The organism is Haloarcula sp. CBA1127 (assembly GCF_001485575.1).
GTDB lineage: Archaea > Halobacteriota > Halobacteria > Halobacteriales > Haloarculaceae > Haloarcula.
In genome coordinates, this window is sequence record NZ_BCNB01000006.1 from 1,079,177 (window position 1) to 1,101,471 (window position 22,295).

Sequence of the window (22,295 nt, forward strand, 5' to 3'; positions counted from 1 at the left end):
CTGCCGCGACGCGGACGGTGCCTGTAATCCCCACTTTTTCCACGCCGGACCGTGAACCCCGCCGGCACATGCAACCAGTCGAAGTCACAGCCAGGCTGCTTGCAGGACTCGCCCTGATACTCGCCAATGGCTTCTTCGTCGCCATCGAGTTCGCACTGACGCGAGCCAGACAGTACTCCGAATCGGAGTTCGACGAACCCGGCCTCCGGCGCGCCTGGGAGATGACTGACGATCTGGAGATCTACCTGACGAGCTGTCAGGTCGGCATCACCGCCTCCAGCATCGCGGTCGGTATCGTCGCCGAGCCGGCGCTTGCAGCCATCTTCGAGCCGTACTTCCAGTCCTCCGCGCTGGCCGGGGTCGGAGCCGGCGCGGCCATCGCCTTCCTCATCATCAACCTCGTCCACCTGACTCACGGCGAGCAGACGCCGACGTACCTCGGCGTCGAGCGCGCGAAGTTCGTCTGCCGGTACGGCGCGACGCCGCTGTACTACTTCGCGTGGGTCATCTCGCCGATTATCAAGGTCGGCGACGGGGTCGCCAAGTGGACGCTCGGGCTGTTCGGCGTCGAAATGTCCGGCGCGTGGCTCGAAACCGAAGTCGATACCATCGAGTCCCGCGCGGAACTGCGCAACGAACTCGGCTCCGTCCTCGACCGCGGCGACGTGTCCGACGAGCGCCGTGAGGAAGTCCTCTCCGCGTTCCGCGTCGGCGACCGCGAAGTCAGCGAGGTGATGGTCCCCCGAGAAGACATCGTTGCACTGTCGCCCACCGATGACGACGCGACTAACGCCGAGCGGATCGCCGAAACGCCACACACCCGCTACCCACTCGTCGGTGAGGCGCTCGAAGATTTTCTTGGCATCGTCTACATCCCTGCGCTCGTCGACGAGCGCGAGGAACAGGCCGGCGACGGCGGCCTGCTTGACCGTATCGATCTTGAAGCCGTCGCCTCGCCACCGATGACGATGTCGCCGGACACGACCGTCAGCGACGCTATCGACCAGTTTCAGGCCGAGCGCCAGGAACTCGCATTCGTCCTTGAAGACGGCGAGGTCGTCGGGCTGGTGACGGTCACAGACCTGCTCGAAGAGGTCGTCGGTGACATTCAGGACCCGATGGACGCCGAAGCCGGCGTCGCCTGACGCTGAAAGCATTTACCGGTCGGCCGGCAACCGACGACTATGCCCTCCCGCCGGACCGTCCTCGGGACCGTTGCCTGTGCGCTCGTTACCGGCTGTTCCCGACTCGCCGACGACTCCTCGACGGAAGAAGCCACGGCGACAGCGACGCCAGCCCCTGTGGTGTTGTCGCCGGTCGATGCCGCGGCAGTGCCCGAAACGGCGACTGTCGGTGTCCTTCCCGAGACGTTCGGGGAACTCGAAGCGGCTACCCGCGATGCCTCGGCAGCCGTAACGAACCACGGGTGGGCGCGTGTGCTTCACAAGTTCCACTGCTTCGCGTTCGACGGGACGACGTACACGGTCGTCGAGCGGACCAGCGGGTCCGTCGGGTACGTCAAAGAGTACAGCGTGAGCGAAGTCGACGACCCCGGGAACGAGTCAACGGTTCGCGTGGCCGACCTTCCGGGCAGCCACCGGCACGCCGCTGTCGACGCGATTGCAGCGGGAAAGCACCGCTATGACTCCGATAAGGGCGGCTTCGAGCCAAACAGCTCGGTGTACGCCTACAACGGGTCGTACTACGTGTTCTCGCTGGAGGTCACCGCCGACAAGCCCACCGTAGTCAGGTATTCGGTCGAACCGACGGACAGCGACCGATGTGTAACGCTCGAACCGCTGTCACTCGACGCCGCCCAAGTTGAGGCACTCGACGCGACCCTCCAGCCGGATGCGGCGTCGACTGTCACTGATGACCCAGCTCAGACACTCGCAGCGTCGGATGCGGGATTTGTCATCCGGGACGGCACCTGCTACGAACTGTCCACCCCGAGCAACGGGACGGCGACCTGAGGCGGCTATCGCGGCGGCGTGTAGAAGTTGACTGTCTCTAGGGGCTCGGGTCCGTCGTTTTCGATGCCGTGGCGTTCGCCGGCCTCGATGCGAATGAGGTCGCCGGCGTCAACGTGGTGGGTATCACCGTCGACAGTGACGGTGCCGGTACCGCTGACTACGAACAACCACTGGTCGCTGTCAGCGTGGTAGTTCTCCGGCCCGCCCACGGACCGGCCCGGCTCGATAGTCATCTCCGCGACCTGAGCCTCGTCGGTCTCCATGGCGACTTCGAAGGAGCGGTCGAACCCGAGGTGCGCCTGCTCCATACGTTTCGGTCCGTCTGTACGGTAGAATCGCTTTCGGGAGAGCGCACAGTAGGGACTCACTCACTGCTGGTGAGCCGCCCGACCCGCCCGGTGAGCCGGGCTGCGAGCCCCTCGAAATGGGCGGTACTCCAGCCCGCGACGATGAGTGCGCCAATCGTATTGAACACGAGGTCGTTCACGATGTCGCTCGTTCCGTGCTGGGCGAGGACTGCCTCGCCGCCGATCATCGACGCAACGCCACCGCTGGCAAATTCCAGAATCTCCCAGCCGACCCCCATCGCGAGGACGAACAGGACGACAAAGGTCGCACGGAATTCCCTGTTGAAATCAACCGCCCCGGAGTGGCGTTCGACTGCTCGTGCGATCGCGTATCCCACGCCGGCTACGAGCGACGCCGAGACGGCGTGGGCCAGACTGTCGTACCAGCCAAACGCCTCGTACAGTTCGAACGCGCCGGCCGCGTGCAGCGTCGACGCCACCGTGATCCACAGCACCAGACCAGTGTTCATCCCGTAGCCGTACTCCCGGCGGAACAGCGCCGGCAGGAACGTTATCGCCAGCGGGCCGCCGCTGTTGACGAACAGCGTCACATTGCCCTGCACGAGTGCGAATGCAGCTATTACACCGAGGACAGCCTGTAGCGCCCGGGCAGCGATGCGATGGTGTGTGCCGTTTCCAGGAAGGGACGCGTCCGGCTGGTCAAACTCCGAGGAATCAGCTCCTGAGACGCGCAATCGGGCGATGCGTGCTGACCGCTCGAAGTACAGTTCGAACACAACACCGGCGACGATACCGGCGGCCGTCGCAGTGACGAGATCCCACATTAGCTCTGTCTGCCCATTGAGAAACGTGGTTCCCAGTAGCGTGTCGGTCGCATAGATACTGACCGCCCAGACGCCTGCGACGGCCATCGTCACGATGACGACGAACACCGTCGCGAACCGCGGCGTCATCGTCAGTGAGGTACACGCATCGAGGACGACGGCCAGCAACAGTGCGACCCCGGCGATCACGAGAAACGGGGTGATCTGCGGAAAACCGCCAAACGCCCGGACGAGTACTGGAACTGCGACCAGTCCAAGCAACTCCGCGGGCACCGTCGTTTCGAGGTCCCGCGTGGCGACCGGAACGGTGACCGCGATAGCGACGAGGAGTGCCGTGAGCACTGCCCAATCGAAGTGGCCACCGGCCGCGAACCGTCCGACGCCCCCGATGAGAATTCCCGTTACCGCCCACGCACCGAGCGCGTCGAGCCGGTGGGGACCGATAAGAGACTGTAGCGAACCCATCACTGCCGTGGATACAACACGAGTCGTAATCAAAGCACGGCGGTTCCTGCAACCCTTCTGGAATTTCTTGTCGTCGCGGCCTCTGTCACGCGACTGACCGACGGTTGTCTGACGAGGATATATTTCTCTGGCCATCCAACTCCCCGTAATCAATGGACGAAGCGTTTCTCGACCTTGAATCGATTGAGGTCGAACTGGACGAGGAGTTGCTTGACGCGATTGACGACAAGGCGTTCGCCGACCACCGCGACAACCGGGACGCTGCGGTCCGCGACCTGCTTGACGAATGGCTGAAACAGCGTGCCACCGAAGGCGCGGACGAGCGTGACTGAGCGGAACGAGGTCGCCTATCTGACTGCCCTACTGGATGGCGACGGTTGCGCCTAGATCGGGCGCTGTCGCGTCGTAGCCGTCCTCACGGAGCGTGGTTGCGAAGGCCTCACAGCGGTCGCCGTGGTTCACGAGTACCGGCGTGTCACGGTAGCTGTCGAGATACGCAAACAGCCCGTCTCGGTCGGCGTGTGCGGAAAAGTCGTACTGCTCGACTCGGGCGCTGACCGGCATAATCCGGCCGTCTATCTCGGCACTCCCCGTCTCTATGAGGTCCCGTCCCGGCGTCCCCTCGACCTGATATCCGGTCATGGTGATCTTGTTCATCGGATTCCCACGGATTTCGGGGATATACGTCATCGCTGGGCCGCCAGAGAGCATCCCGCTGGTGGTGACGATTGCCGCCTTCTGGTCGGTGATACGCTTGCGCTGGCCGTCTTTGCCCGTGACGAACCGGGCGTGTGACTTTGCCCGCTGAAGCGCGTCCGCATCACGGACGAACTCGGGATACTGCCCGAGCATCTCTGTCACTTGCTTCCCCATCCCGTCGACGTAACACGGGATGTCGTGTGCCTCACAGACGAGCAGCATCTCCTGCGTTCGCCCGATAGCGAAGGCGGGCACGACGACGGTCCCGCCCTCCCAGAGCGTCGTTTCGACGCTTTCGACGAACCGCTCCTCAACTGTCTTCCGTGGTTCGTGGTCGACGTCGGCGTAGGTACTCTCACAGATGACCGTGTCCGCGTCCGGGCGGGCCGTCGTCCCCGAGACGAGGCGCTGGTCGTCGGTATGGAAATCGCCCGTGTACAGCAGTCGGGTATCGCCATCGTCGACGAGCACGTGCGCGCTGCCCGGAATGTGGCCGGCGTTGTAGAAGGTGACCTCGTAGCCGGCAGCTTCGAAGGTTTCGCGGTAGCCGTGGGTCTCTGAAACCTGCGTGACTCGCTTGACGTTCGTCTCGGTAAAGGGACAGTTGACCGTCCCCCCGTGGAGTTTGAGCGTGTCCCGCGCGAGTGTCATCGCCAGTTCGTACGTCGGCGGCGTCCAGTGAATCGGCGGCCGCGCGTCGCCCGACACTAGCGCCGGGATGGTCCCGACGTGGTCGAGGTGGCCGTGCGAGACGACGACGGCGTCCGGCGACGGGGTACGCACCGGGAACTGTGGCGGCGAGTCGGTCAACATCCCGAAATCCAGCAGCAGCGACTCGTCGATGAGAACGGCGCTCCGACCGATCTCATCCGCCCCGCCGAGAAACTGCACATCCATTATACGGACGGAAGCGTCGCGCCCGTTTCCGTTCGTCGGTTCTGACTGACTCGTGTTGTTAGCCACCGGACCGACAGAATATATATGAACTAGAACATGACTATATCTGGACGTTTAGCGGCTCTGAATTGTCAGGGGGCTGTTTTCGGTTCCGGTATTGTGTTGAGATAACACGCCGACTGGGTAGTGTTATCACGCTAGCATAAACAATTATTATACTCGGGGCTCATTGTTCAGTTGTCATGGCGACACGCCAGCAACCCCCGACGACGTACCACACGTGCAGTTGCGGTGAGGAGTTCGACACAACGGAGGAACTCCTCGAACACGCACGAGAGGCACACGGGCTTAGCGTACACTGACTGGCGCGCCGTTTTTCTCACGCAGAAACACCGACAGCGGTAGGTCAGGACGTCTTGTCGATGTCCTGTCGCACGCTGAACCGCGCGTAGCCGCCGTGTGAGAGGTCAAGTGCACCCAGCCACCAGTTCCATCGCTCGGCGAGTCGATAGTCTTCGGGCGCGTCTGCGAGGTTGTCGATGACATCTTCAACGGTCAGTTCCGCCCCGAAGTCGGTCACGAACTGGTCCGATTCTGAGAGGTCCCGCGCCTGTCTGGCGACGACCGTGACGATATCCGGGTCGGCGTCGAAAGCGTCACGAAGTTCCTGTTCGAGTTCCGTTCGGTCCACACCCGGGTGTAGGACCCGCATCTGACTTGAATGTACGGTTGGGCACACCGCTGTCTTTCGGGGTCGGCAGATGATTGTTCGGCGCGGGTGTCTGTCTCAGCGATGCTCTCCTTCTCGAACAGTGCCACAAAAATCCGAAAGTAGATTTGCGCTTCGATTCGAGGCTTCGTGCGCTGTCGCTTACTCAGCCTCGCCCTGCTTCACGGCTTCCGCGTGGTCGCCGCTCCGCCACGAAGCGAACTCCTTCGCTGCACTTGCTCGCGGGCATGGCCCGCTCGCCTAACCGAGATTCTCCTCCCGTCGAATCTCGCGTCAGTCGTCCGCTTCGCCCTTCTCCGCGGCTCCCACGCGGTCGCCGCTTCGATTCGAAGCTTCGTGCGCTCTCGCTTACTCAGCCTCGCCCTTCTCAATAGGCGCACCAACCAGATTGCCCCATTCGGTCCAGGAGCCGTCGTAGTTGATGGTGTCGTCGTAGCCCAGCAGCTCGTGCAGGGCGAACCAGGCGACAGAGGAGCGCTCACCGATGCGGCAGTACGCGACCGTCGTGGAGTCGCCGTCGATGCCGTACTCGGCGTAGAGCTCTTCGAGTTCGTCGTAGTCCTTGAACGTCCCGTCGTCGTTGGTGACGGCCGCCCAGGAGATGTTCTGGGCACCGGGTACGTGGCCGCCGCGCTGGGCGGTCTCCTGGAGTCCAGGCGGTGCGAGGATTTCGCCGGAGAACTCTTCGGGCGAACGAACGTCGACGAGCGGCAGTTCGCGCTCGATGGCGTTTTCGACGTCCTCTCGGTAGGCGCGGATGGACTCGCGCGGACCGGCTGCCTCGTAGTCAACTTCGGAGAACTCGGACACTTCGTCGGTGAGTTCGTAGTCGTTCTCCACCCAGTACTCGCGGCCGCCGTCGAGGAGCTTCACGTCGTCGTGACCGTAGTACTTGAACTGCCAATATGTGTAGGCGGCGAACCAGTTGGAGTTGTCACCGTAGAGAACGACTGTCGAGTCCTCGCTGATGCCGTGGGCACCGAGCAGGTCCTCGAAGTCCTCCTTGTCGAGGATGTCCCGCGTGGTCTGGTCCTGGAGGTCTGTCTCCCAGTTGAAGCCGATCGCGCCGGGCGCGTGGCTCTCGTCGTACAGTTCCGTATCGACGTCCACCTCTACCAGTCGGTGGGCGGGGTCGTCGCTCTGGAACTCGTCCAGATGCTCGCTGACCCAGTCGGCCGAGACGAGCACGTCGTTAGCGTAGTCAGTCATAATGCATCGAAGCGTAAGTCTACCAGACATATATTACTACGACTTTCGGCATGTTCGGCCACTCATCCACCCTGGCGGCATATATTACCCCTATCTGGAGGGAGCGAAAGACGACGTTCCAGCGGTGGAGGGAATAAGCGCCATGGAGTACCATGTTCGGGACGGCCCGTCCTGTTCTCCCATGAGAACAAGCAATATTTGCAACAACCTTCGACCGACTGCGATGGGAGTTTTCAAGCGGACAGAGCGGTAACGCCACGACAATGACTGATTTCGTCTCTGCGGAGTGGGTGGCGAGCCAGGGCGAGGGTATCCGAATCGTCGACGTGCGCGACGCCTGGGAGTACGACGGCCTCGGCCACCTCCCGAGTGCGGTGAGCGTGCCCTTCGATTCGTTCCGGGCGGACGAACACGGCGCGGAGTCCGACGCCGACGCTGGCGAGGGGATGCTCCCCGACGAAGGCGAGTGGGCGCAGTTGCTTTCCGAGGCCGGCATCACGCCGGAGAGCGACATCGTCGCGTACGACGACCACCACGGCGTCTTCGCCGCGCGGTTTCTGGTCACCGCAGAGCTGTTCGGCCACGACCCCGACCGACTGCATCTTCTCGACGGCGACTTCTCCAGTTGGCAACTGGAACGGGAGACGACGAGCGAGTCGCCGACCGTCGAGCCGACCAACTACGAGGTGACGCGCCCCGACTCGACGCCGCTGGTCGGCCCGGACGCGGTCGCTGACGCCGCGGACGACCCCAGCGCGGTGCTGGTCGATACCCGCGAGGACGAGGAGTACGACGAGGGCCACATTCCCGGTGCAGTCCTGCTGGACTGGCGGGACCTCGTCGACGACGAGACGCGGGGACTGCTTCCGCAAGACGAGGCGCTGTCCGTTCTCGAAGCCGCCGGCATCGTCTCCGAGAAGCGTGTCGTTCTCTACTGTAACACTGCCCGTCGTATTAGCCACACCTACGTCGTCTTGCGGCATCTTGGCTTCGAGCAGGTGGATTTCTACGAGGGGAGCCTCACCGAATGGAAGGCACAGGGGCGGCCGCTGGAGACGACCTGAGTCGGCGTCGCGACTGTCGGCTCACACGAACCACTGTCCCTATCAGCTCAGTTTCTGCTGGTCTCCCTGTCGCTCGCTCGTCAGCAGCGACGACAGTTCGACCAGCAGTGCAATAGCGACCGGCCCGGCGATAAAGCCGATGATGCCAAGTGTTAACACGCCGCCGGTGAACCCGACAAAGTAGAGACTGGCCGGGAGCCCAGTCGTGTAGCGGGCCAGTTTCGGCCTGATGACCGCATCGGGGAGGAAGCCGACGAAGACGAGGCCGAACACGGTCACCAGTACCGCCCCGGTGATGTTGCCGTTGATGATATCCGCGACAGCGATGGTAAGGACAACCACGCTGGGGCCGATGACGGGGACGAACTGCAGGATGCCGGCGACGACCGCCAGCGCGAACGCGCCCTGATAGCCCAGCAGCCAGAACACGACCCACGCCACGACGAAGGTCCCGAACGCCGTCGCCGCCTGGAGAACGTAAATCGCGTACAGCGTCCCACGGAGTCGCTGATGGAGTCGGTTGACGACCTCGTGATACGACGCCGGCACTGTCCGATAGGCGGCCTTTTTCGGCGCCTGTGGCCGCCAGAGCATCGCGTAGACAAGAATCGAAAACAGCACGGCTTTCAGCGCCAGCACAGGCGATTCGGCAGCGAGGTCGACCGCGACGGCCGTGAGCGTGTCTCGGGCGGCTATCAGCGTCGGCGCAATCTCGACCGGGTAGCTAAACCCACCGACTTCGAGGGTCACCATTGGCGGGAGTTGCTGGAAGAAAGTAAACAGGTCACGACGGCGGAGATACAGCACGGCCCCGAGCGGGACGACGATGAGTGTGCCGCTGACGAAGGCGATACCTGTCGTCACGGCCGCCGACAGTCGCTTGTTGAGCCCGTGGCGTCCGAGCCATTCGGAGACGGGGAACAACACGTATGCGACCGTGATTGCGAAGAAAATCGTCGAGAGTACTCGCGCGAGCAGGACCGTCGTCAGGCAGCCGGTAAGAACGAGCAAGCCCGCGAGGACGTAGGTTCGTCGGCGTGTTACCACGCCCGCCCTTTTCCAGCGGTCGGTAAAAACGTTACCTGCACACGATAGTTCGGTAACACGTCCGTTAGGACCGGGAAAACAGCGCCGCCAACTGGTCGCGAGAGAACAGCGTCGTCGGCCGGTCCATGTGGACGCCGATTTCGCCTTCGAAGGCCTTCATCCCGGCTTTCTGTATCGGCTCCGGCGCGGAGTAGCCGGCCCGAACCGCGTGGCCAAGGCGGATTTCCTGCCGGAGGTCGTCGCGCCACGCTCGCTCGTACTCGCCCAGCGTCGCCGGGTCCTCGGGGTCTATCTCTCGGGCTGCGTGGTCGGCGGCGGTCATGCCGTAGCGGATGCCGCCGCCGGTGAAGGGCTTGGTCTGGGCCGCGGCGTCACCGATGAGGAACGACCGTCGGCCGGTGACCCGCTTCGGCGGGCCAATCGGGATGAGTCCCGAACAGCGGTGGTCGGTTTCGACGCCGTAGCCGTCGACGAACGCTTCGAAGCGGCCGCGGGCGTCGTCGCCCGGCGGCACCGCCAGTCCGTACTCGACGCCAGCCTCGCCCCGTGGGATGCGCCAGGCGAAAAAGCGCGGGACAGTGAGGTGGACGTCGACGAAATCGCTGTGGTCCACCTCGTCGCTGAACCCGAGAACGCCATGCAGCAGTTCGTCGGGCTCCGGGAGGTCGAGTTCCCGCCGAACGCGGCTTTTTGGGCCGTCACAGCCGGCAACCATCTTCGCTTGGTGTGTCTCGACGCCGTCGTCGCCGCGGACTTCGACGGTGACGCCGTCCCTGTTCTCGGTGACGCCGACGACGGAGTGTTCCTCGCGGACATCGGCACCGGCATCGCGGGCCACTTCAGCGAGGTGCTTGTCCAGGCCGACGCGGTCGATGACGTTCGAGATGACTTCGTCCTTGTAGAAGGGGTGGTCCTGACTTCCGGGCCCGCCCGTGTGAAAGCGTGCGCCGGAAATTTCGTTCTGGAACAGTTCGTCACGAGCGTCTTCGGTGAACTCCCAGATATCTGTGCTCACGTGGCCCGAGCAGGCCAGTGGTTTGCCAATCTCTCCTTGTTCGAACACCACCACGTCGAGCCCCCGACTCGCCGCCTGACGCGCGTACCGGGACCCAGCCGGACCCGCGCCGACCACCACAACATCGTACATACCGGTTCTCTCGGTGTCACGAATCAAATAGCTTCTTGATTCAGACAGACTGCTGTGTCTGTCTTACCGGACGACCGCCGAGTCAGCTACGAGTCATATCACCAGTCGAATCAGGGCGTATTTGTCGGTGTAGCCCCTGTCATGGCCTATGGCAGAGTATCAGCCCGGGGTGTGCAACATCGGAGCGAACCAGCGTCGCGCCCGCCGACTGTCGGCCATTGCTTCGTTCGCGGTCGCCATCGGTGTCGCCATCGCCGTCGCAGTGGGCGCGGTCCCCGACCTGTCGCTGTGGGCGACTATCCCCTTTGTTTTCGGCGGATACGTCGGCGCGTTTCAGGACTACTTCCGATTCTGCGTGGCCTTCGGTGCGCTCGCCCGCTATGACCTCTCGGGGTCGGGCGGAAAAAGCGGCAGTGTCGATGCAAGTGAGGCCGTTCGCGCTGACCGACGAAAAGCGGCGAAGATTCTCCTGTTTGCGGCCGCCGCGACGGTCATGACGAGCGGTATCGGGTACGTGGCCGTCACCGCCCTGTAAGGACTTTTATTCGCTGTGTGTTCCGCGCGTCTTCCGACCGACTCACGAGGTGGCGGTATCAGACGACAGCCAGTCCGCTCGGGACCTGGTCGTACTCGGCTGTCCAGTCCCCACTGACGAGGTCCTGCTTGACCCACGTTTCCCCGTGTTTCGACTGGAACAGGCCGTGGTTCGTCAACGCGAGAAAGCCATCAGCCGGGGCAGCGGTGAGAATCGGCCGGGCCAGGCCGTCCGGTCCCGGCAGGCCGTCCATCGATTGCGTCCACCGGTCGCCGTCCCATCGATACACGTAGCTCTCGCCGCCGGTGCTGTGGGCCGACCGGGGGCCGCTGGCCGCCGAGACGATGGCACAGTCCGGGTCGTTGGGATGGACGGCCAGCCCCCACACGTACCGATGGGCCAGTCTCTCCTGTGGATAGGCCCATGTCGCTCCACGGTCGGTCGACAGCGCGAAGCCGTCGCCGGCGGCGGTGTACACGCGGTCCGGGGCGTCAGGGTGGGTCGCCAGCGTGTGGTTGTCCCGCCGAGCGCCGTCGGGGTGGTCGACCCACGTCTTTCCGCCGTCGGGACTGCGGACGAACGCGCCGGCCTCGATGGCGGCGTACACCTGCTCCGGGTCGTCCGGAGCGAGGGCAAGCCAGCGCACGTGGTGAGTCTGTGGCCGCGGCGGGAACGACCACCGTGCTGCTGAGTCCAGTCCCGTTAGCCCGGGCTTCTCGGTCCACGTCTCACCACCGTCGGCCGACTGATAGACCGCGCTCGGCTCCGTCCCGGCCCACACCACGCCAGCGTCGTGTGGGCTGACCGTGACGCTCGTCGCGCGGTCGCCTGCGTCAAGGACTGTTTCCCACGTCGCGCCGCCGTCGGTCGTCCGCTGGAGGCCGGTGTCTGCGGTACCCGCGAAGGCACGCTCCGGCTCGGCAGCTCCCGCGGCGACGCACTCGATGTCGTAGCCCCGAAGGCAGTCGTCCCAGCCGCCGCGGCTGTCGCCGACGAGGACGCGGTCCCCGAGCGCGGCGTAGACGGTGTGCATAACCGACTGTACGACCGCCGAGCGAAGAAAGCTGGCGGTGGTCAGCGACTGACCGACTGTATCAACGCGAAGACGTACAGCGACTCTCGGCGCGCCCCGACCAGGCCATCGTTGCCAGAAATGGTCGGCAGGCAGGGTGATAAGCGCTTCTACACCGAGGACTCAGTCGTCTGCGGCGACCGCTTCGGTCCCGACGCGCCGACTGAGGAAGTCATCGAGGAGGCGGAACAGCCGTTTCTTCTGCTCGATGTCCGAGGAGGCGTGGCCCTCCTCGCCGAGTTCCTGATACTCGAACGCCCCGTCGGGTCCTTCTTTGTAGCCCGCGCTTTCGAGAGCATCGCGGAACAGCCGCGCCTGCGAAACGGGGACCCGGCGGTCGTTGACGCCGTGGACGATGAACAGCGGGGCGTCGAGGTTGTCGACGTGGGTGACGGGCGACCGTTCCTCGTACAGGTCCGGGTTCTTCTCCGGAGTACCCATGTTCTTTTCCATCAACTCTGTTCGGTAGTGCGCCATCGTGTTCTCGTACTGGTCTTCGAGGTCTGTGACCCCGATCCAGGCGACTCCAGCGTCGTACAGGTCGGGATACTGGACCAGCTGCCAGTACGCCGAGTAGCCCCCGTAAGAGCCGCCGAAGACGACAACCCGCTCTTCGTCAAGCCACTCGCGGGTCGAGAGAACGTGTTCAGCGGCCGAGGCCACGTCGCCCTGTTCGGCCCCGCCCCAGTCGTCGTACAGTTCGCGGATGAACTCGCGGCCGTGGCCGGTCGAACCCCGGTAGTTCACCTGCAGGACGGAGAAGCCCCGCTGAACGAGGAACTGTGTGTAGAGGTCGAAGGACTTGCTGTCCATTGCGCGGGGGCCGCCGTGGGGGTTCACGATGAGCGGCGACGGTCGCTCGCCTGAATCATAGAGGAGACAGCCGATATCCAGCGTGTCGTACGGGTCGTGCTCGACGGCCGCCTGCCGCGTTTCGGGCACGCCGTCGGACTCGATGATGAAGTACTCGGCGTCGGCGAAGGCGTCGGGCGAGAACGGCCCATACTCGGCCTCGACCAGCGGCTCTGTTTCGTCCGTAGCGAGGTCGTACGCGAGCAGTTCGGGGCGGCGCGTGGGTGTCGTGTGCAACGTCAGGAGGCGGTCGTCATCCAGTATCGGGTCACCGCCCATCCGGCCGAACGACGCGACGCCCTCAGGAAGGTCGAGTTCGCGTGCGTCGCCGGTCTTGATGTCGTACACGACCGGGAGCTTCGTCGCCTCACGCGTCCGGACCGTGAGGAACCGCTCGCCGTCGGGCAGGAACGCCTGTGGTTCCTCCTCGTACTCGCCGCCGAACCACGTCACCGCGTCCGTTTCTAGGTCGTAGACACCGCTCCGGGACAGGTTTTCGCTGTTGTCGGAGACCAGCAGTCTGTCACCGTCGGGTCCCCAATCGGCCGGGGCGGCCTCCGCGCCGGTGACGCCGATTTCGAGTGGCTCCGGGTCCGACCCGTCGGCGTCGCTGACGTACACGTCCATGTTGTCGAAGTCGTCCGTCTCGTTGGTCATGTACGCCAACTGCGACCCGTCTGGCGAGAGTAGTCCCGTGTGAACCGCTCGGTCGTAGTCGGTGATTTTGGATGTCTCGCCGCTCATGAGGTCGTGACTGTAGAGGTTCATCTGCCCGTCCCGGGTCGACCCGACCAGTAGCGTCTCGCCGTCCTCGCCGACGTCCTGCAGCACTACCTGACCGTCCATCTCGACGACCGCCTCGACCGACCCGTCGCGGTCGAGGGCGTACACGTCGTTCTGTTCGTTGCCGTCGTCGTCGAGGTGGAAGAACACCCGCTCGCCGTCGGCCCCCCACTCGACGTGCCAGCGGGCGTTCCGTGGGACCTCGCCGTTGCTCCACTGCTCGGTGGAACCGCTATCGACATCGAGGACATGGAGTTCGTTGCGTCCGCTCACGTCGTAGTAGAAGGCCACTTCGCCGCCGTCAGGGGACGCCGTCGGATGGGCCAGCGTCGGCAGGCCAGCGAGTGCCTCCAGTACCGCCTCGGGGTCCGTCGGACCGTCTTCAGGGTCAGACATACGATGTGTGCTAACTCGCGGCTGGATTGTAGTTGTTCTGCCGACACTAGGCGGCACGTGATATTATATAACTACTACTTGAGACCGCCAGAAATCCCGTGTACTGGGCTACTGCGACTCGTTGCGCGTGGTTCGAGGGAGCAGCACTCGCGCAAGTGCTTGCATCGGCTTGAATGCTCAGCCGGGACTTTCTGGCAGGCTATACTGTCTTTGATGCGGGATTACCGCAAACAAGCTAGGGCGTCCACCAGCGCAGGCCGACCATCACGAAGACGATCGCCAGTTGCATCAGTCCCTGGAGGCCCCCGAGCTTGGCGTTTCGCATCCCGATTTCGGAGACGAGGTCCACGTCTGGGTTCTCTGAGACGACCTGCCGGTAGATGCGGACCTCGCCGGGCAGGACGACGCCGAAGCCCTGCACGGATAGCAGGGTCACGATACCGAGCGTGGCGACGATCCACCACGAAGTCATCGCGAAGGCCGGCAGCGTCGTCACGAGATACGCGCCGGAGCCAACGACGGCGACGCCGAGGACGCCCAGCGTCTTCGGGTCGGTCAGCGCGTCGAACTGGTAGCCGATGAGGAGGATGACCGGAATCAGTGTCGCGGCGGTCAGAATCGCCAGCCACGGGTCGGCGTTGGGGAACTTCCCGAGCCTGAGCGCCAACAGGATGCCGCCGGCGATGGTCACCGTCGCTAGCGTCGGCATCAGGAACGTCATCTTGGGTGTGAACGATGCGAAGAAGTCGGCCCGTGCTTCCGGTTCCTGACCACCGAGTACCGGCCCCAGTACGAGCCCCATGAACAGGTCGATACCGGTCCACAGTACGCCCGCCATCACGTGCACGTAGGTCAGCGCCCGGATGTTTCCGCTGGCGAGTGCCCCCGCAAACGCGATGAGTGGGACGGCGACCGCCCCCACAGCGAAGGCCGGGTTCGCCTGCCTCGCCAACCCTCCGATTCCTCGTTTCCGTTCGATACCGTCCGCTGTCGGCTGCGCCATAGTTGGCTGTATCAGGGTCCGCTACCGGCAAAAGCGTTGGTGGCTGTTTCAGCTATTGCCAGCTTTCACGGTACGGACTGTCTCAGTCGTCGTCCGCAGCCGGCTGTTCGGCCACTGTGTCGCGGTCCGCTCGCGGCCCCTCCAGGTCGACGTTCGGCAGCAGGTCACGGAGGTACTGTCCGGTGTAGGACGCCTCGGTGCGGGCCACGTCCTCCGGGGTGCCCTGTGCGACGAGTTCGCCGCCGTTCTCGCCACCCTCGGGGCCGAGGTCGATGATCTGGTCGGCGTTCTTTATCAGGTCGAGTTCGTGCTCGATAACGACGACTGTGTTGCCGTCGTCGGTGAGCCGATGGAGCACGTCGATGAGCTTTCGTTCGTCCTCGGGGTGGAGCCCGGTGGTCGGCTCGTCAAGCAGGTACAGCGTCTCGCCTGAATCCTTCTTGCCGAGTTCCTCGGCGAGCTTCACGCGCTGGGCCTCGCCACCGGAGAGCGTCGTCGAGGGCTGGCCCAGCCGCATATAGCCCAGCCCCACGTCCTTCAGGAGTTCCAGCCGGCGACGGATGCCGCCGTGGCTCTCGAAGAAGTCGTACGCTTCCTCGACGGTCATGTCGAGCACGTCGGCGATGGTCGCGCCCTTGTAGGTCACATCCAGCGTCTCGTCGTTGTAGCGCGCGCCGCCGCACTCCTCACAGGGGACCGTCACGTCAGAGAGGAAGTTCATGTCGATGGTGACCGTCCCCTGACCGCCACAGCCCTCACAGCGGCCGCCCTTGACGTTGAACGAGAACCGGCCGACCTCGTAGCCGCGCTGTTTCGAGAGGCTCGTCTCGGCGAACAGTTCGCGGATGTGGTCGAAGACGTTGGTGTACGTCGCCGGATTCGAGCGGGGCGTTCGGCCGATAGGCGACTGGTCGATGAGCCGCACCGTCTCGATGTCGTCGAGGCCGTCGATGGCGTCGTGCTCGCCGGGGTTCACGTCGGTGTCGTTCATCCGACGCACCAGCCCTTTGTACAGCACGTCGTGCATCAGCGTGGACTTGCCTGACCCCGAGACCCCCGTGATGGCGGTGAACGTCCCCAGTGGGATGGACACGTCGAGGTCGTCGAGGTTGTGCTGGCGAGCGCCCCGAACGGTGAGTTCACCGTCGGCCTCGCGGCGGCTGTCGGGCACCGGAATCGTCCGCTCGCCCGAGAGGTACTCCCCGGTCACCGATTCCTCGGTGTCGATGACCTCGTCCATGGGAGCGTTGACGACGACTTCGCCGCCGCGCTTGCCCGGTCCGGGCCCCATGTCGATTATCTGGTCGGCCCGGCGCATCGTCTCGGTGTCGTGTTCGACCACGAGCAGCGTGTTCCCGAGGTCTCGAAGCTCTTCGAGCGTGTTCAGCAGGCGGTCGTTGTCCCGCTGGTGGAGGCCGATGGAGGGCTCGTCGAGGACGTAGAGAACACCGACGAGGCCGCTTCCGATCTGGGTCGCCAACCGAATTCGCTGGCTCTCACCGCCCGACAGCGTCGAGGCCTCGCGGTCCAGCGTCAGGTAGTCCAGTCCGACCTCGGTCATGAAGCCCAGACGGGCGCGAATCTCTTTGAGAATCTCCTCGGCGATCTTCCGGTCGCGGGCCGAGAGGTTCTCTTCCATCCCCTCGAAGTGCGCCAGCGCGTCGCTGATGGACATCTCGTTGACCTCGGTGATAGATGCGTCGTCGACGAGGACTGCCCGCGACTCCGCTTTGAGCCGTGTCCCTTCACAGGCCGGGCACGTCGTCGTCGCCATGAACTCCTCGATGTGCTCGCGGGCGCGGTCCGAATCCGTTTCGACGTGTCGTCGCTCCAGATTCGGGATGACGCCCTCGAAGCGCTCAGTTTTCTCGCGTGTCCCGTTCTTGGTCCGCCACTCGAAGTGGACCCTGCTGTCGGTGCCGTAGAGGAACTGCCGCTGGACGGACTCGTCTAGCTCCTCGAACGGCGTCGTGAGGTCCACGCCGAAGTGCTCGGCGACGTTGTCCAGTTGCCGCGAGTAGTACGTCCGGTCGTAACTCCAGGGCTCGAAAACGTGCTTGAGCGGCTTCGTCGGGTCGGTGATGACGAGGTCCTCGCTGACTTCCTTGGTCTCGCCCAGCCCCTCACACTCCGGGCAGGCCCCGTGCGGTGAGTTGAACGAGAACGACCGCGTCTCGATTTCGGAGATGTCGATGCCACAGTGAGTGCAGGCCAGGTCCTCGGAGAGTTCGACGACGACGCGGTCCGAGGTGGCTCCGTCGTCCTCCTCACCGTCGGCGAGGTCGCCGGTTGCCCGGGCGTCTGACCCGCCGAGCGTCTCTGCCGCGCCGTCTGCCGGGTCCGGCAGAATGACCTTCAGCGTCCCGTCGGCCTCTTCGAGCGCGGTTTCGACGGAGTCCGTGATGCGCGAGCGGGCGTCCGGCGAAATCTTCACTCGGTCCACGACCACGTCGATGGTGTGGTCGTAGTTCTCGTCCAGTTCGGGTCGGTCCAGCGTGAGGTCGAACTCCTCGCCGTCGACCTCGACGCGGCTGTACCCCTCGCCGACGAGGTCGTCGAACAGGTCTTCGAAGGCCCCCTTTTGGTCGCGGACGACCGGCGCACACAGTTTGGCGCGAGTCCCCTCCGGCAGTTCCAGCAGCCGAGACACCATGTTCTGGGCGGACTGCTCGCCGACTTCGCGGCCACACTCCGGGCAGTGCGGTGTGCCGACGCGGGCATACAGCAGACGGAGGTAGTCGTGCAGTTCGGTGACGGTGCCGACCGTCGAGCGGGGGTTGTTGGCGGCGTTCTTCTGGTCGATAGAAATCGCCGGAGAGAGACCTTCGACGTTCTCGACCTGTGGTTTGTCCATCTGCCCTAGGAAGTTCCGTGCGTAGGCGGAGAGCGATTCGATGTAGCGCCGCTGGCCCTCGGCGTACACCGTCTCGAATGCGAGCGAGGATTTACCCGACCCCGACAGTCCGGTGACGACTGTCAGTTCCTCGCGGGGAATCTCCACGTCGACGTCCTTGAGGTTGTGTTCCTCGGCCCCTCGGACCTCGATGATATCCTTGCTCATCTTTGCATCTTCGTTGGCCGGCAGGAGGGAAACCCTGTCGGTTCGGGTGCCGATAGATGGTTCCTCACGTGAGACTGTTTTTATTTTGAAGAGTGTGGCGAAAGATTTACCACCGATATTGGATATGAGATTGGTATGGGAACAAGCGACTACGACATTGCGGGCATTGACCTCTCCGACGACAGCTACACAGTCGAACAGAGTCTGGTCCGCAACAAGTACAAAGCCATGGACGCCGCCGGGAACGTCGTCCTCCGCGGGAAACAGAAGATGCTGAAGATGAAAGAGGAGTTCCCGTTTGTCGACGCAAACGACAACGAGGTGTTTCAGGTCAAGGCCGGTGGCATCATCGACGTGGCCGGCAACTACGTGCTGACCGACTCCAAGACCGGCGAGGACATCGTCATCCTCGACAACGACTACTCGATTCTGCAGGACACGTGGAAGATTCGGGACGCCAGTACCGAGGCGAAAATCGCCGAGATCAACTCTCAGGGCGCGCTCGTGACCATCGCCCGCAACGTCGTTCCGTTCGGCGGCTGGATTCCCCACAAGTACGAGATCACCGATCAGGACGGCAACCACGTCGGCAACATCGACGGGCAGTTCTCGCTGAAAGACCGCTACGAGATTACCATCGACGACGCCAGCACGGTTCCGAAAGAGCCGATCATCGCTGCGGCGATGGTTATCGATGCGATTCAGGGGAACTGACGCCCCACCGGAATCCTTCTTGCCCTGGCTCCCCCAACGACCGCTATGCGCCGCCGGACGGTCCTCCAACGACTCGCCCTCACAGGAACAGGTGTCGGCCTCGCTACGGGGACGACCCACGGTCATCCGACGCCGACCGGTGACGGGACGGCTGTGCCAGCGGCCTCCGACACCCCGACCGGCGGGGACCCGCTGGGCGTGCTGGAGATGGAGGCGGTGTACGAGGTCGTCACCAGCCCCGACGGACACACGGCCTACGTCGCGACAGGTGACGGCATCGCGCTTGTCGACCTCGTTACGCCGACCAATCCCCGACTCCTCAGCCGCCGGACCGACCTGCTGGCCGAGAGCGACGACGGTCCGATACAGCGCGTGCAGGACCTCGCCGTCAGCGGCTCGCGGCTGCTGGCCGCCGGGCCCGCCCACCCCGCCGACGGCGCTCACGGCCTCGTCGTCTTCGATGTGAGCAACCGGCAGGCCCCGGAGCAAGTCGCGGGCCTCGAACTGGACACCCGCATTCACAACTGTCATTTTGACGGCCGCTACGCCTATCTGACTGCGAACGACCGCGACGGCAACCCCTTGCTCGTGGTTGATGTCGAAGCCGAAGAGGAAGTCGGCGAGTGGTCGCTGCTCGACGCCGGCAATGCCTGGACCGACGTGCCGACGAGTCTCTGGCCGCTACACGATGTCTGGGTGGAGGACGACCGGGCCTACCTGGCGTACTGGGACGGCGGAACGTGGATCGTCGACGTGTCGGACTCGAGCGACATCTCGCTCGTGTCGCGGGTCCGCGGGCGCTCTCCCGAGGACCTCGCCGCCATCGAGGACCCCGGGACCGAGCGGAGCGAACCGCCGGGCAACGACCACTTCGTGACGGTCAATGAGAACGGGTCGCTGCTGGGCGTCGGCGGCGAATCGTGGGACCTCGCGGACGACGACAGCGGCGGCCCCAGCGGCATCGACCTGTACGACATCAGCGACCCGGCCGACGCCGAACTGCTGTCGACGCTCGACCCGCCGCCGACCTCGGACCCGTCGCCGGGGGGTATCCTCACGACGGCACACAACTTCGAACTCACCGACAACCGCTGTTACTCCGCGTGGTACAACGGTGGTGTCCGTGTCCACGACCTGACGGACCCGACCGCACCCGAACTCGCGTTTGAATGGCGCGACACCGAAGCGACCTCGTTCTGGACCGCCCAGCGCGCAGCCGGCTGTTTCGTCGCCGGGAGCACGAACGCGAGCCAGGGAACGGAGGTCCAGCCCGGGCTGTACACGTTTCCTGACCCGCAGATTCGGACACCAACGCCCACGGACGACGAGGCGGGCAACGCTACCGACGCTGACGACACCTCTCTCGGCGTCGGTGGTCCCGGCTTCGGCGTCGGGTCTGCGGTCGCGGCGGTCGGGCTGGCAGCGTGGCGTGCTCGCCGTCGGCGCGACTGACGCTGCGCCGCGTGACCGACATTACTCACTCTAGCGCGCTCTTGACGGCGGCGGCGACGCTCCGTGCGCGCTCGGCCAGCGGCTCGGAGATGTGGCCGCGCTCGACGGCCGCGTCGAGCTCGTCGTCGTCGACCCGCTCGACGGTGCCGTCGGCGTGTTTCACCACGTCGACGTGGAGGTCGACGTACCGCGCAGTGTCGGGAAACACCTCGACGGGCGTACAGACGTTGACGTACGTGCCCTTCTTCTCGCCGTCGCTGTCGCGGTACACCGTCGGGTACCACCAGCGCCCTTCCTTGACTTTTGTTTCGGCGATGTCGCCGGCCTCCTTCGGGACGCCCAGCGCGTCGTAGGTGCCGCCGGGGCTCATCTCGCGCTCGATGGTCACCGTTCCGTCGTCATCGACGGACTGGACCTCGCCATTGCCTAGCGTGATGAGTCGGCCGTCGGGCTTGCCATGGCCTAGCGACAGTGACCCGCCGACCTGCGGACCGAACTGCCGGGCCGTCACGGCGAAGGGGAAGTCCGTCTCGCCGGTCCCGATGTCGTCGCACAGCGCTTCGACGTAGTCGACGGCGGCGCTGGCCGCCCGGTCGCCGGCCTTCACGCGGTGGTGGCCCGGCATCGTCGCTGTCACCTCGCGGCGGGTCTCGTCGAGAGCGAACCGGCTCTCGCGGCCGAACCACAGCCACGCCGTCGAAAGCCCTTCGTCGTAACAGGTGGGGGCGCAGTCTTCAGGCACGTCGGCCCCATCGAGTGAGTCATCGATGGCCGCCGCACGGTCGTTGGCAGCGTCGAGCGCCTCTGCCAGCCCGTCGAAGCTCGCGTCCTCGCTCGCTGATTCCCACGAGACGCCCCAGCCGTCTCGGGGGTCCGCGGCGATGAGGTCTAGCATCGCCGGGCCGCCGGTTCCCGACCTGTTGGCGGTCCCGCCGCGCACGAGCGAGAGGAGCGACCCGCGGACAGCAATGGTCGTATCAAGCACAGGCCGGCCGTCCGTCCACGGCGCGCTCGCCTCGACGACCTGCACCCGGAGCGTATCGCCCGTTTCGACGCGCTCGTCCGAGGACGAGTACGGGAGGAAACCCTCGCCGTCGCCGAGGTCGACGACAGCGCCGCTCCCCAGCGTCTCAGTCACGGTGCCGGCGTAGAGTGCCCCTTCTGGCGTCGGGTCGTCCCAGTGGAGCGTGTCTCGCCCGAGTTCGGTCAGGCGGTCGGTAACGGCCGCGGCAGCGTCGCGGTCGCCGATGACACCAACGCCCTGCTGGTCATCTGTCGTCGTCACGGTGACCGCCGCCCGCTCGTCGGTGAAATCGCCGTCGAAACGATTCTGAATTGGTCCCGACGCCTGCACGACCTCGTGGCCAGCCTCGCGCAGTAGCCGGGTCAGCGCCGTCGCGTAGATGCCCCTGACCCGGACGGTCATAGCGCGTCCTCGTCGGCGGCAAAGCGGACCCGCCCGTGGACTGTCGGCCCCAGCGAGAGCTCGACCGTCTCGTCGCTCAGGACGCGCCCGCCCTTGACCGGAACGCCCCAGGTGTCGAACCGAAGGTAGCCCCGGATGTCGTCGGCGTGAGTGAACAGGTCGCAGTATTCGATGGTGTGTTCCTGAATCTCGCTGGAACTGTGAGCGATATCTATATCGGAGTACACCGTCTCGCGGCCGTCGAAGAAGGCTTCGAGGGCCGCGGCCGCGTCGTCGGTGGCTTCGACCACCGCGTCGGAGGCCGCTTCGATGGTCGCTTGCTCAACGCCAGCATCGCGGAGCGCCTGCTGTTCGCGTTGCGTGAAGTGCATACCCGCGAGTCAGTGGCGGGGAGAGGAAAACAGTGCGGAATCGCCTACACGATCATCGCGTTCAGCACGAGCATCAATAGCCCGAACATAACGCCGGTCGCGACGATTGTTCGAGGGTCGATACGGATCGTGTTCTGGTCTTCAGCGTCGAAATACCGGACCAGTCCCGCACTGGACATCAGTCCGCCGCCGTCGCTACCACTCATACTTCAGGGTGGTGTATCACCAACACTAAGCCTTTCGGGTCGCCCGCGATTGCGTGCCCCA

General features: G+C 64.6%; 21 protein-coding genes. 7 read left to right on the forward strand and 14 right to left on the reverse strand.

What is annotated here, in order from left to right:
* Positions 1-68 precede the first annotated feature (68 nt).
* Together AV059_RS10115 and AV059_RS10120 are read left to right on the forward strand one after the other, a co-directional pair.
* Entirely contained in the window at positions 69-1,145 is a 1,077-nt protein-coding gene (locus AV059_RS10115) for a CNNM domain-containing protein (RefSeq protein WP_058994293.1), read from the forward strand.
* Positions 1,146-1,184: 39 nt separating this feature from the next.
* Entirely contained in the window at positions 1,185-1,973 is a 789-nt protein-coding gene (locus AV059_RS10120) for a hypothetical protein (protein WP_058994294.1), read from the forward strand.
* A 5-nt stretch (positions 1,974-1,978) separates the two neighbouring features.
* Here the strand turns inward: AV059_RS10120 and AV059_RS10125 are convergent, their stop codons facing one another.
* Both AV059_RS10125 and AV059_RS10130 read right to left on the reverse strand, forming a co-directional pair.
* Positions 1,979-2,281 (reverse strand): cupin domain-containing protein, encoded by a 303-nt coding sequence (locus AV059_RS10125; protein ID WP_058994295.1) that lies wholly within the window; start codon positions 2,279-2,281, stop codon positions 1,979-1,981.
* A gap of 56 nt (positions 2,282-2,337) precedes the next feature.
* Positions 2,338-3,570 carry a hypothetical protein gene (locus AV059_RS10130; RefSeq protein ID WP_058994296.1) on the reverse strand — a complete coding sequence of 411 codons (1,233 nt, stop codon included), beginning with the start codon at positions 3,568-3,570 and terminating at the stop codon, positions 2,338-2,340.
* Positions 3,571-3,722: 152 nt separating this feature from the next.
* Here AV059_RS10130 and AV059_RS10135 point away from each other — a divergent pair, with 152 nt between their 5' ends.
* Positions 3,723-3,902, forward strand: coding sequence for a ribbon-helix-helix protein, CopG family (locus AV059_RS10135; RefSeq protein WP_058994297.1), 180 nt, complete (start codon positions 3,723-3,725; stop codon positions 3,900-3,902).
* A 28-nt stretch (positions 3,903-3,930) separates the two neighbouring features.
* Here the strand turns inward: AV059_RS10135 and AV059_RS10140 are convergent, their stop codons facing one another.
* From AV059_RS10140 to AV059_RS10150, 3 genes are all read right to left on the reverse strand, one after another.
* Positions 3,931-5,166 (reverse strand): MBL fold metallo-hydrolase, encoded by a 1,236-nt coding sequence (locus AV059_RS10140; RefSeq protein WP_058997552.1) that lies wholly within the window; start codon positions 5,164-5,166, stop codon positions 3,931-3,933.
* Between the two features lie 406 nt (positions 5,167-5,572).
* Positions 5,573-5,878, reverse strand: a complete 306-nt coding sequence (locus AV059_RS10145; RefSeq protein ID WP_058994298.1) for a hypothetical protein — start codon at positions 5,876-5,878, stop codon at positions 5,573-5,575.
* A gap of 366 nt (positions 5,879-6,244) precedes the next feature.
* Positions 6,245-7,105, reverse strand: a complete 861-nt coding sequence (locus AV059_RS10150; RefSeq protein ID WP_058994299.1) for a sulfurtransferase — start codon at positions 7,103-7,105, stop codon at positions 6,245-6,247.
* Positions 7,106-7,368: 263 nt separating this feature from the next.
* On the opposite strand from AV059_RS10150, the gene AV059_RS10155 reads away from it, so the two are divergent.
* Positions 7,369-8,169 carry a sulfurtransferase gene (locus AV059_RS10155; protein ID WP_058994300.1) on the forward strand — a complete coding sequence of 267 codons (801 nt, stop codon included), beginning with the start codon at positions 7,369-7,371 and terminating at the stop codon, positions 8,167-8,169.
* Between the two features lie 42 nt (positions 8,170-8,211).
* Here the strand turns inward: AV059_RS10155 and AV059_RS10160 are convergent, their stop codons facing one another.
* A complete protein-coding gene (locus AV059_RS10160; RefSeq protein WP_058994301.1) occupies positions 8,212-9,216 on the reverse strand; it encodes an AI-2E family transporter in 1,005 nt (334 codons plus the stop codon).
* A gap of 64 nt (positions 9,217-9,280) precedes the next feature.
* Positions 9,281-10,363, reverse strand: a complete 1,083-nt coding sequence (locus AV059_RS10165; protein WP_058994302.1) for a geranylgeranyl reductase family protein — start codon at positions 10,361-10,363, stop codon at positions 9,281-9,283.
* 148 nt (positions 10,364-10,511) lie between these two features.
* On the opposite strand from AV059_RS10165, the gene AV059_RS10170 reads away from it, so the two are divergent.
* A complete protein-coding gene (locus AV059_RS10170) occupies positions 10,512-10,898 on the forward strand; it encodes a hypothetical protein (RefSeq protein WP_058994303.1) in 387 nt (128 codons plus the stop codon).
* 58 nt (positions 10,899-10,956) lie between these two features.
* On the opposite strand, the gene AV059_RS10175 is transcribed toward AV059_RS10170, so the two are convergent.
* From AV059_RS10175 to uvrA, 4 genes are all read right to left on the reverse strand, one after another.
* Complete coding sequence (locus tag AV059_RS10175; RefSeq protein ID WP_058994304.1) at positions 10,957-11,931, reverse strand: hypothetical protein; 975 nt, start codon at positions 11,929-11,931, stop codon at positions 10,957-10,959.
* A gap of 162 nt (positions 11,932-12,093) precedes the next feature.
* Entirely contained in the window at positions 12,094-14,001 is a 1,908-nt protein-coding gene (locus AV059_RS10180) for a prolyl oligopeptidase family serine peptidase (protein ID WP_058994305.1), read from the reverse strand.
* A 235-nt stretch (positions 14,002-14,236) separates the two neighbouring features.
* Positions 14,237-15,004, reverse strand: a complete 768-nt coding sequence (locus AV059_RS10185) for a hypothetical protein (protein WP_058994306.1) — start codon at positions 15,002-15,004, stop codon at positions 14,237-14,239.
* A gap of 82 nt (positions 15,005-15,086) precedes the next feature.
* The gene (gene uvrA / locus AV059_RS10190) at positions 15,087-18,065 is read right to left on the reverse strand and encodes an excinuclease ABC subunit UvrA (RefSeq protein WP_058994307.1); all 2,979 of its coding nucleotides are present in this window, start codon (positions 18,063-18,065) and stop codon (positions 15,087-15,089) included.
* Between the two features lie 135 nt (positions 18,066-18,200).
* On the opposite strand from uvrA, the gene AV059_RS10195 reads away from it, so the two are divergent.
* Together AV059_RS10195 and AV059_RS10200 are read left to right on the forward strand one after the other, a co-directional pair.
* Positions 18,201-18,779 carry an LURP-one-related/scramblase family protein gene (locus tag AV059_RS10195; RefSeq protein WP_058994308.1) on the forward strand — a complete coding sequence of 193 codons (579 nt, stop codon included), beginning with the start codon at positions 18,201-18,203 and terminating at the stop codon, positions 18,777-18,779.
* 45 nt (positions 18,780-18,824) lie between these two features.
* On the forward strand, positions 18,825-20,231 hold the full coding sequence (locus AV059_RS10200) for an LVIVD repeat-containing protein (RefSeq protein WP_058994309.1): 1,407 nt from the start codon (positions 18,825-18,827) through the stop codon (positions 20,229-20,231).
* A 25-nt stretch (positions 20,232-20,256) separates the two neighbouring features.
* Here AV059_RS10200 and AV059_RS10205 read toward each other — a convergent pair whose 3' ends face one another.
* Genes AV059_RS10205 through AV059_RS10215 form a run of 3 tightly spaced genes read right to left on the reverse strand, consistent with a single transcriptional unit; the run spans position 20,257 to position 22,234 of the window.
* The gene (locus AV059_RS10205; protein ID WP_058994310.1) at positions 20,257-21,657 is read right to left on the reverse strand and encodes a DUF402 domain-containing protein; all 1,401 of its coding nucleotides are present in this window, start codon (positions 21,655-21,657) and stop codon (positions 20,257-20,259) included.
* Positions 21,654-22,028, reverse strand: coding sequence for a hypothetical protein (locus AV059_RS10210; protein WP_058994311.1), 375 nt, complete (start codon positions 22,026-22,028; stop codon positions 21,654-21,656). Before AV059_RS10210 ends, AV059_RS10205 begins: the two co-directional genes overlap by 4 nt.
* A gap of 44 nt (positions 22,029-22,072) precedes the next feature.
* Complete coding sequence (locus AV059_RS10215) at positions 22,073-22,234, reverse strand: preprotein translocase subunit Sec61beta (protein WP_004514908.1); 162 nt, start codon at positions 22,232-22,234, stop codon at positions 22,073-22,075.
* Positions 22,235-22,295: the final 61 nt, after the last annotated feature.

What these genes read in the sequence shown, in the direction of transcription:
- AV059_RS10180 (WP_058994305.1), bottom strand. Translation starts at nt 14,001, where the DNA reads ATGTCTGACCCTGAAGACGGTCCGACGGACCCCGAGGCGGTACTGGAG.
- AV059_RS10200 (WP_058994309.1), top strand. Translation starts at nt 18,825, where the DNA reads ATGCGCCGCCGGACGGTCCTCCAACGACTCGCCCTCACAGGAACAGGT.
- AV059_RS10195 (WP_058994308.1), top strand. Translation starts at nt 18,201, where the DNA reads ATGGGAACAAGCGACTACGACATTGCGGGCATTGACCTCTCCGACGAC.
- uvrA (WP_058994307.1), bottom strand. Translation starts at nt 18,065, where the DNA reads ATGAGCAAGGATATCATCGAGGTCCGAGGGGCCGAGGAACACAACCTC.
- AV059_RS10140 (WP_058997552.1), bottom strand. Translation starts at nt 5,166, where the DNA reads ATGGATGTGCAGTTTCTCGGCGGGGCGGATGAGATCGGTCGGAGCGCC.
- AV059_RS10115 (WP_058994293.1), top strand. Translation starts at nt 69, where the DNA reads ATGCAACCAGTCGAAGTCACAGCCAGGCTGCTTGCAGGACTCGCCCTG.
- AV059_RS10205 (WP_058994310.1), bottom strand. Translation starts at nt 21,657, where the DNA reads ATGACCGTCCGGGTCAGGGGCATCTACGCGACGGCGCTGACCCGGCTA.
- AV059_RS10175 (WP_058994304.1), bottom strand. Translation starts at nt 11,931, where the DNA reads ATGCACACCGTCTACGCCGCGCTCGGGGACCGCGTCCTCGTCGGCGAC.
- AV059_RS10135 (WP_058994297.1), top strand. Translation starts at nt 3,723, where the DNA reads ATGGACGAAGCGTTTCTCGACCTTGAATCGATTGAGGTCGAACTGGAC.
- AV059_RS10150 (WP_058994299.1), bottom strand. Translation starts at nt 7,105, where the DNA reads ATGACTGACTACGCTAACGACGTGCTCGTCTCGGCCGACTGGGTCAGC.
- AV059_RS10210 (WP_058994311.1), bottom strand. Translation starts at nt 22,028, where the DNA reads ATGCACTTCACGCAACGCGAACAGCAGGCGCTCCGCGATGCTGGCGTT.
- AV059_RS10155 (WP_058994300.1), top strand. Translation starts at nt 7,369, where the DNA reads ATGACTGATTTCGTCTCTGCGGAGTGGGTGGCGAGCCAGGGCGAGGGT.
- AV059_RS10185 (WP_058994306.1), bottom strand. Translation starts at nt 15,004, where the DNA reads ATGGCGCAGCCGACAGCGGACGGTATCGAACGGAAACGAGGAATCGGA.
- AV059_RS10145 (WP_058994298.1), bottom strand. Translation starts at nt 5,878, where the DNA reads ATGCGGGTCCTACACCCGGGTGTGGACCGAACGGAACTCGAACAGGAA.
- AV059_RS10120 (WP_058994294.1), top strand. Translation starts at nt 1,185, where the DNA reads ATGCCCTCCCGCCGGACCGTCCTCGGGACCGTTGCCTGTGCGCTCGTT.
- AV059_RS10170 (WP_058994303.1), top strand. Translation starts at nt 10,512, where the DNA reads ATGGCAGAGTATCAGCCCGGGGTGTGCAACATCGGAGCGAACCAGCGT.
- AV059_RS10165 (WP_058994302.1), bottom strand. Translation starts at nt 10,363, where the DNA reads ATGTACGATGTTGTGGTGGTCGGCGCGGGTCCGGCTGGGTCCCGGTAC.
- AV059_RS10125 (WP_058994295.1), bottom strand. Translation starts at nt 2,281, where the DNA reads ATGGAGCAGGCGCACCTCGGGTTCGACCGCTCCTTCGAAGTCGCCATG.
- AV059_RS10130 (WP_058994296.1), bottom strand. Translation starts at nt 3,570, where the DNA reads ATGGGTTCGCTACAGTCTCTTATCGGTCCCCACCGGCTCGACGCGCTC.
- AV059_RS10215 (WP_004514908.1), bottom strand. Translation starts at nt 22,234, where the DNA reads ATGAGTGGTAGCGACGGCGGCGGACTGATGTCCAGTGCGGGACTGGTC.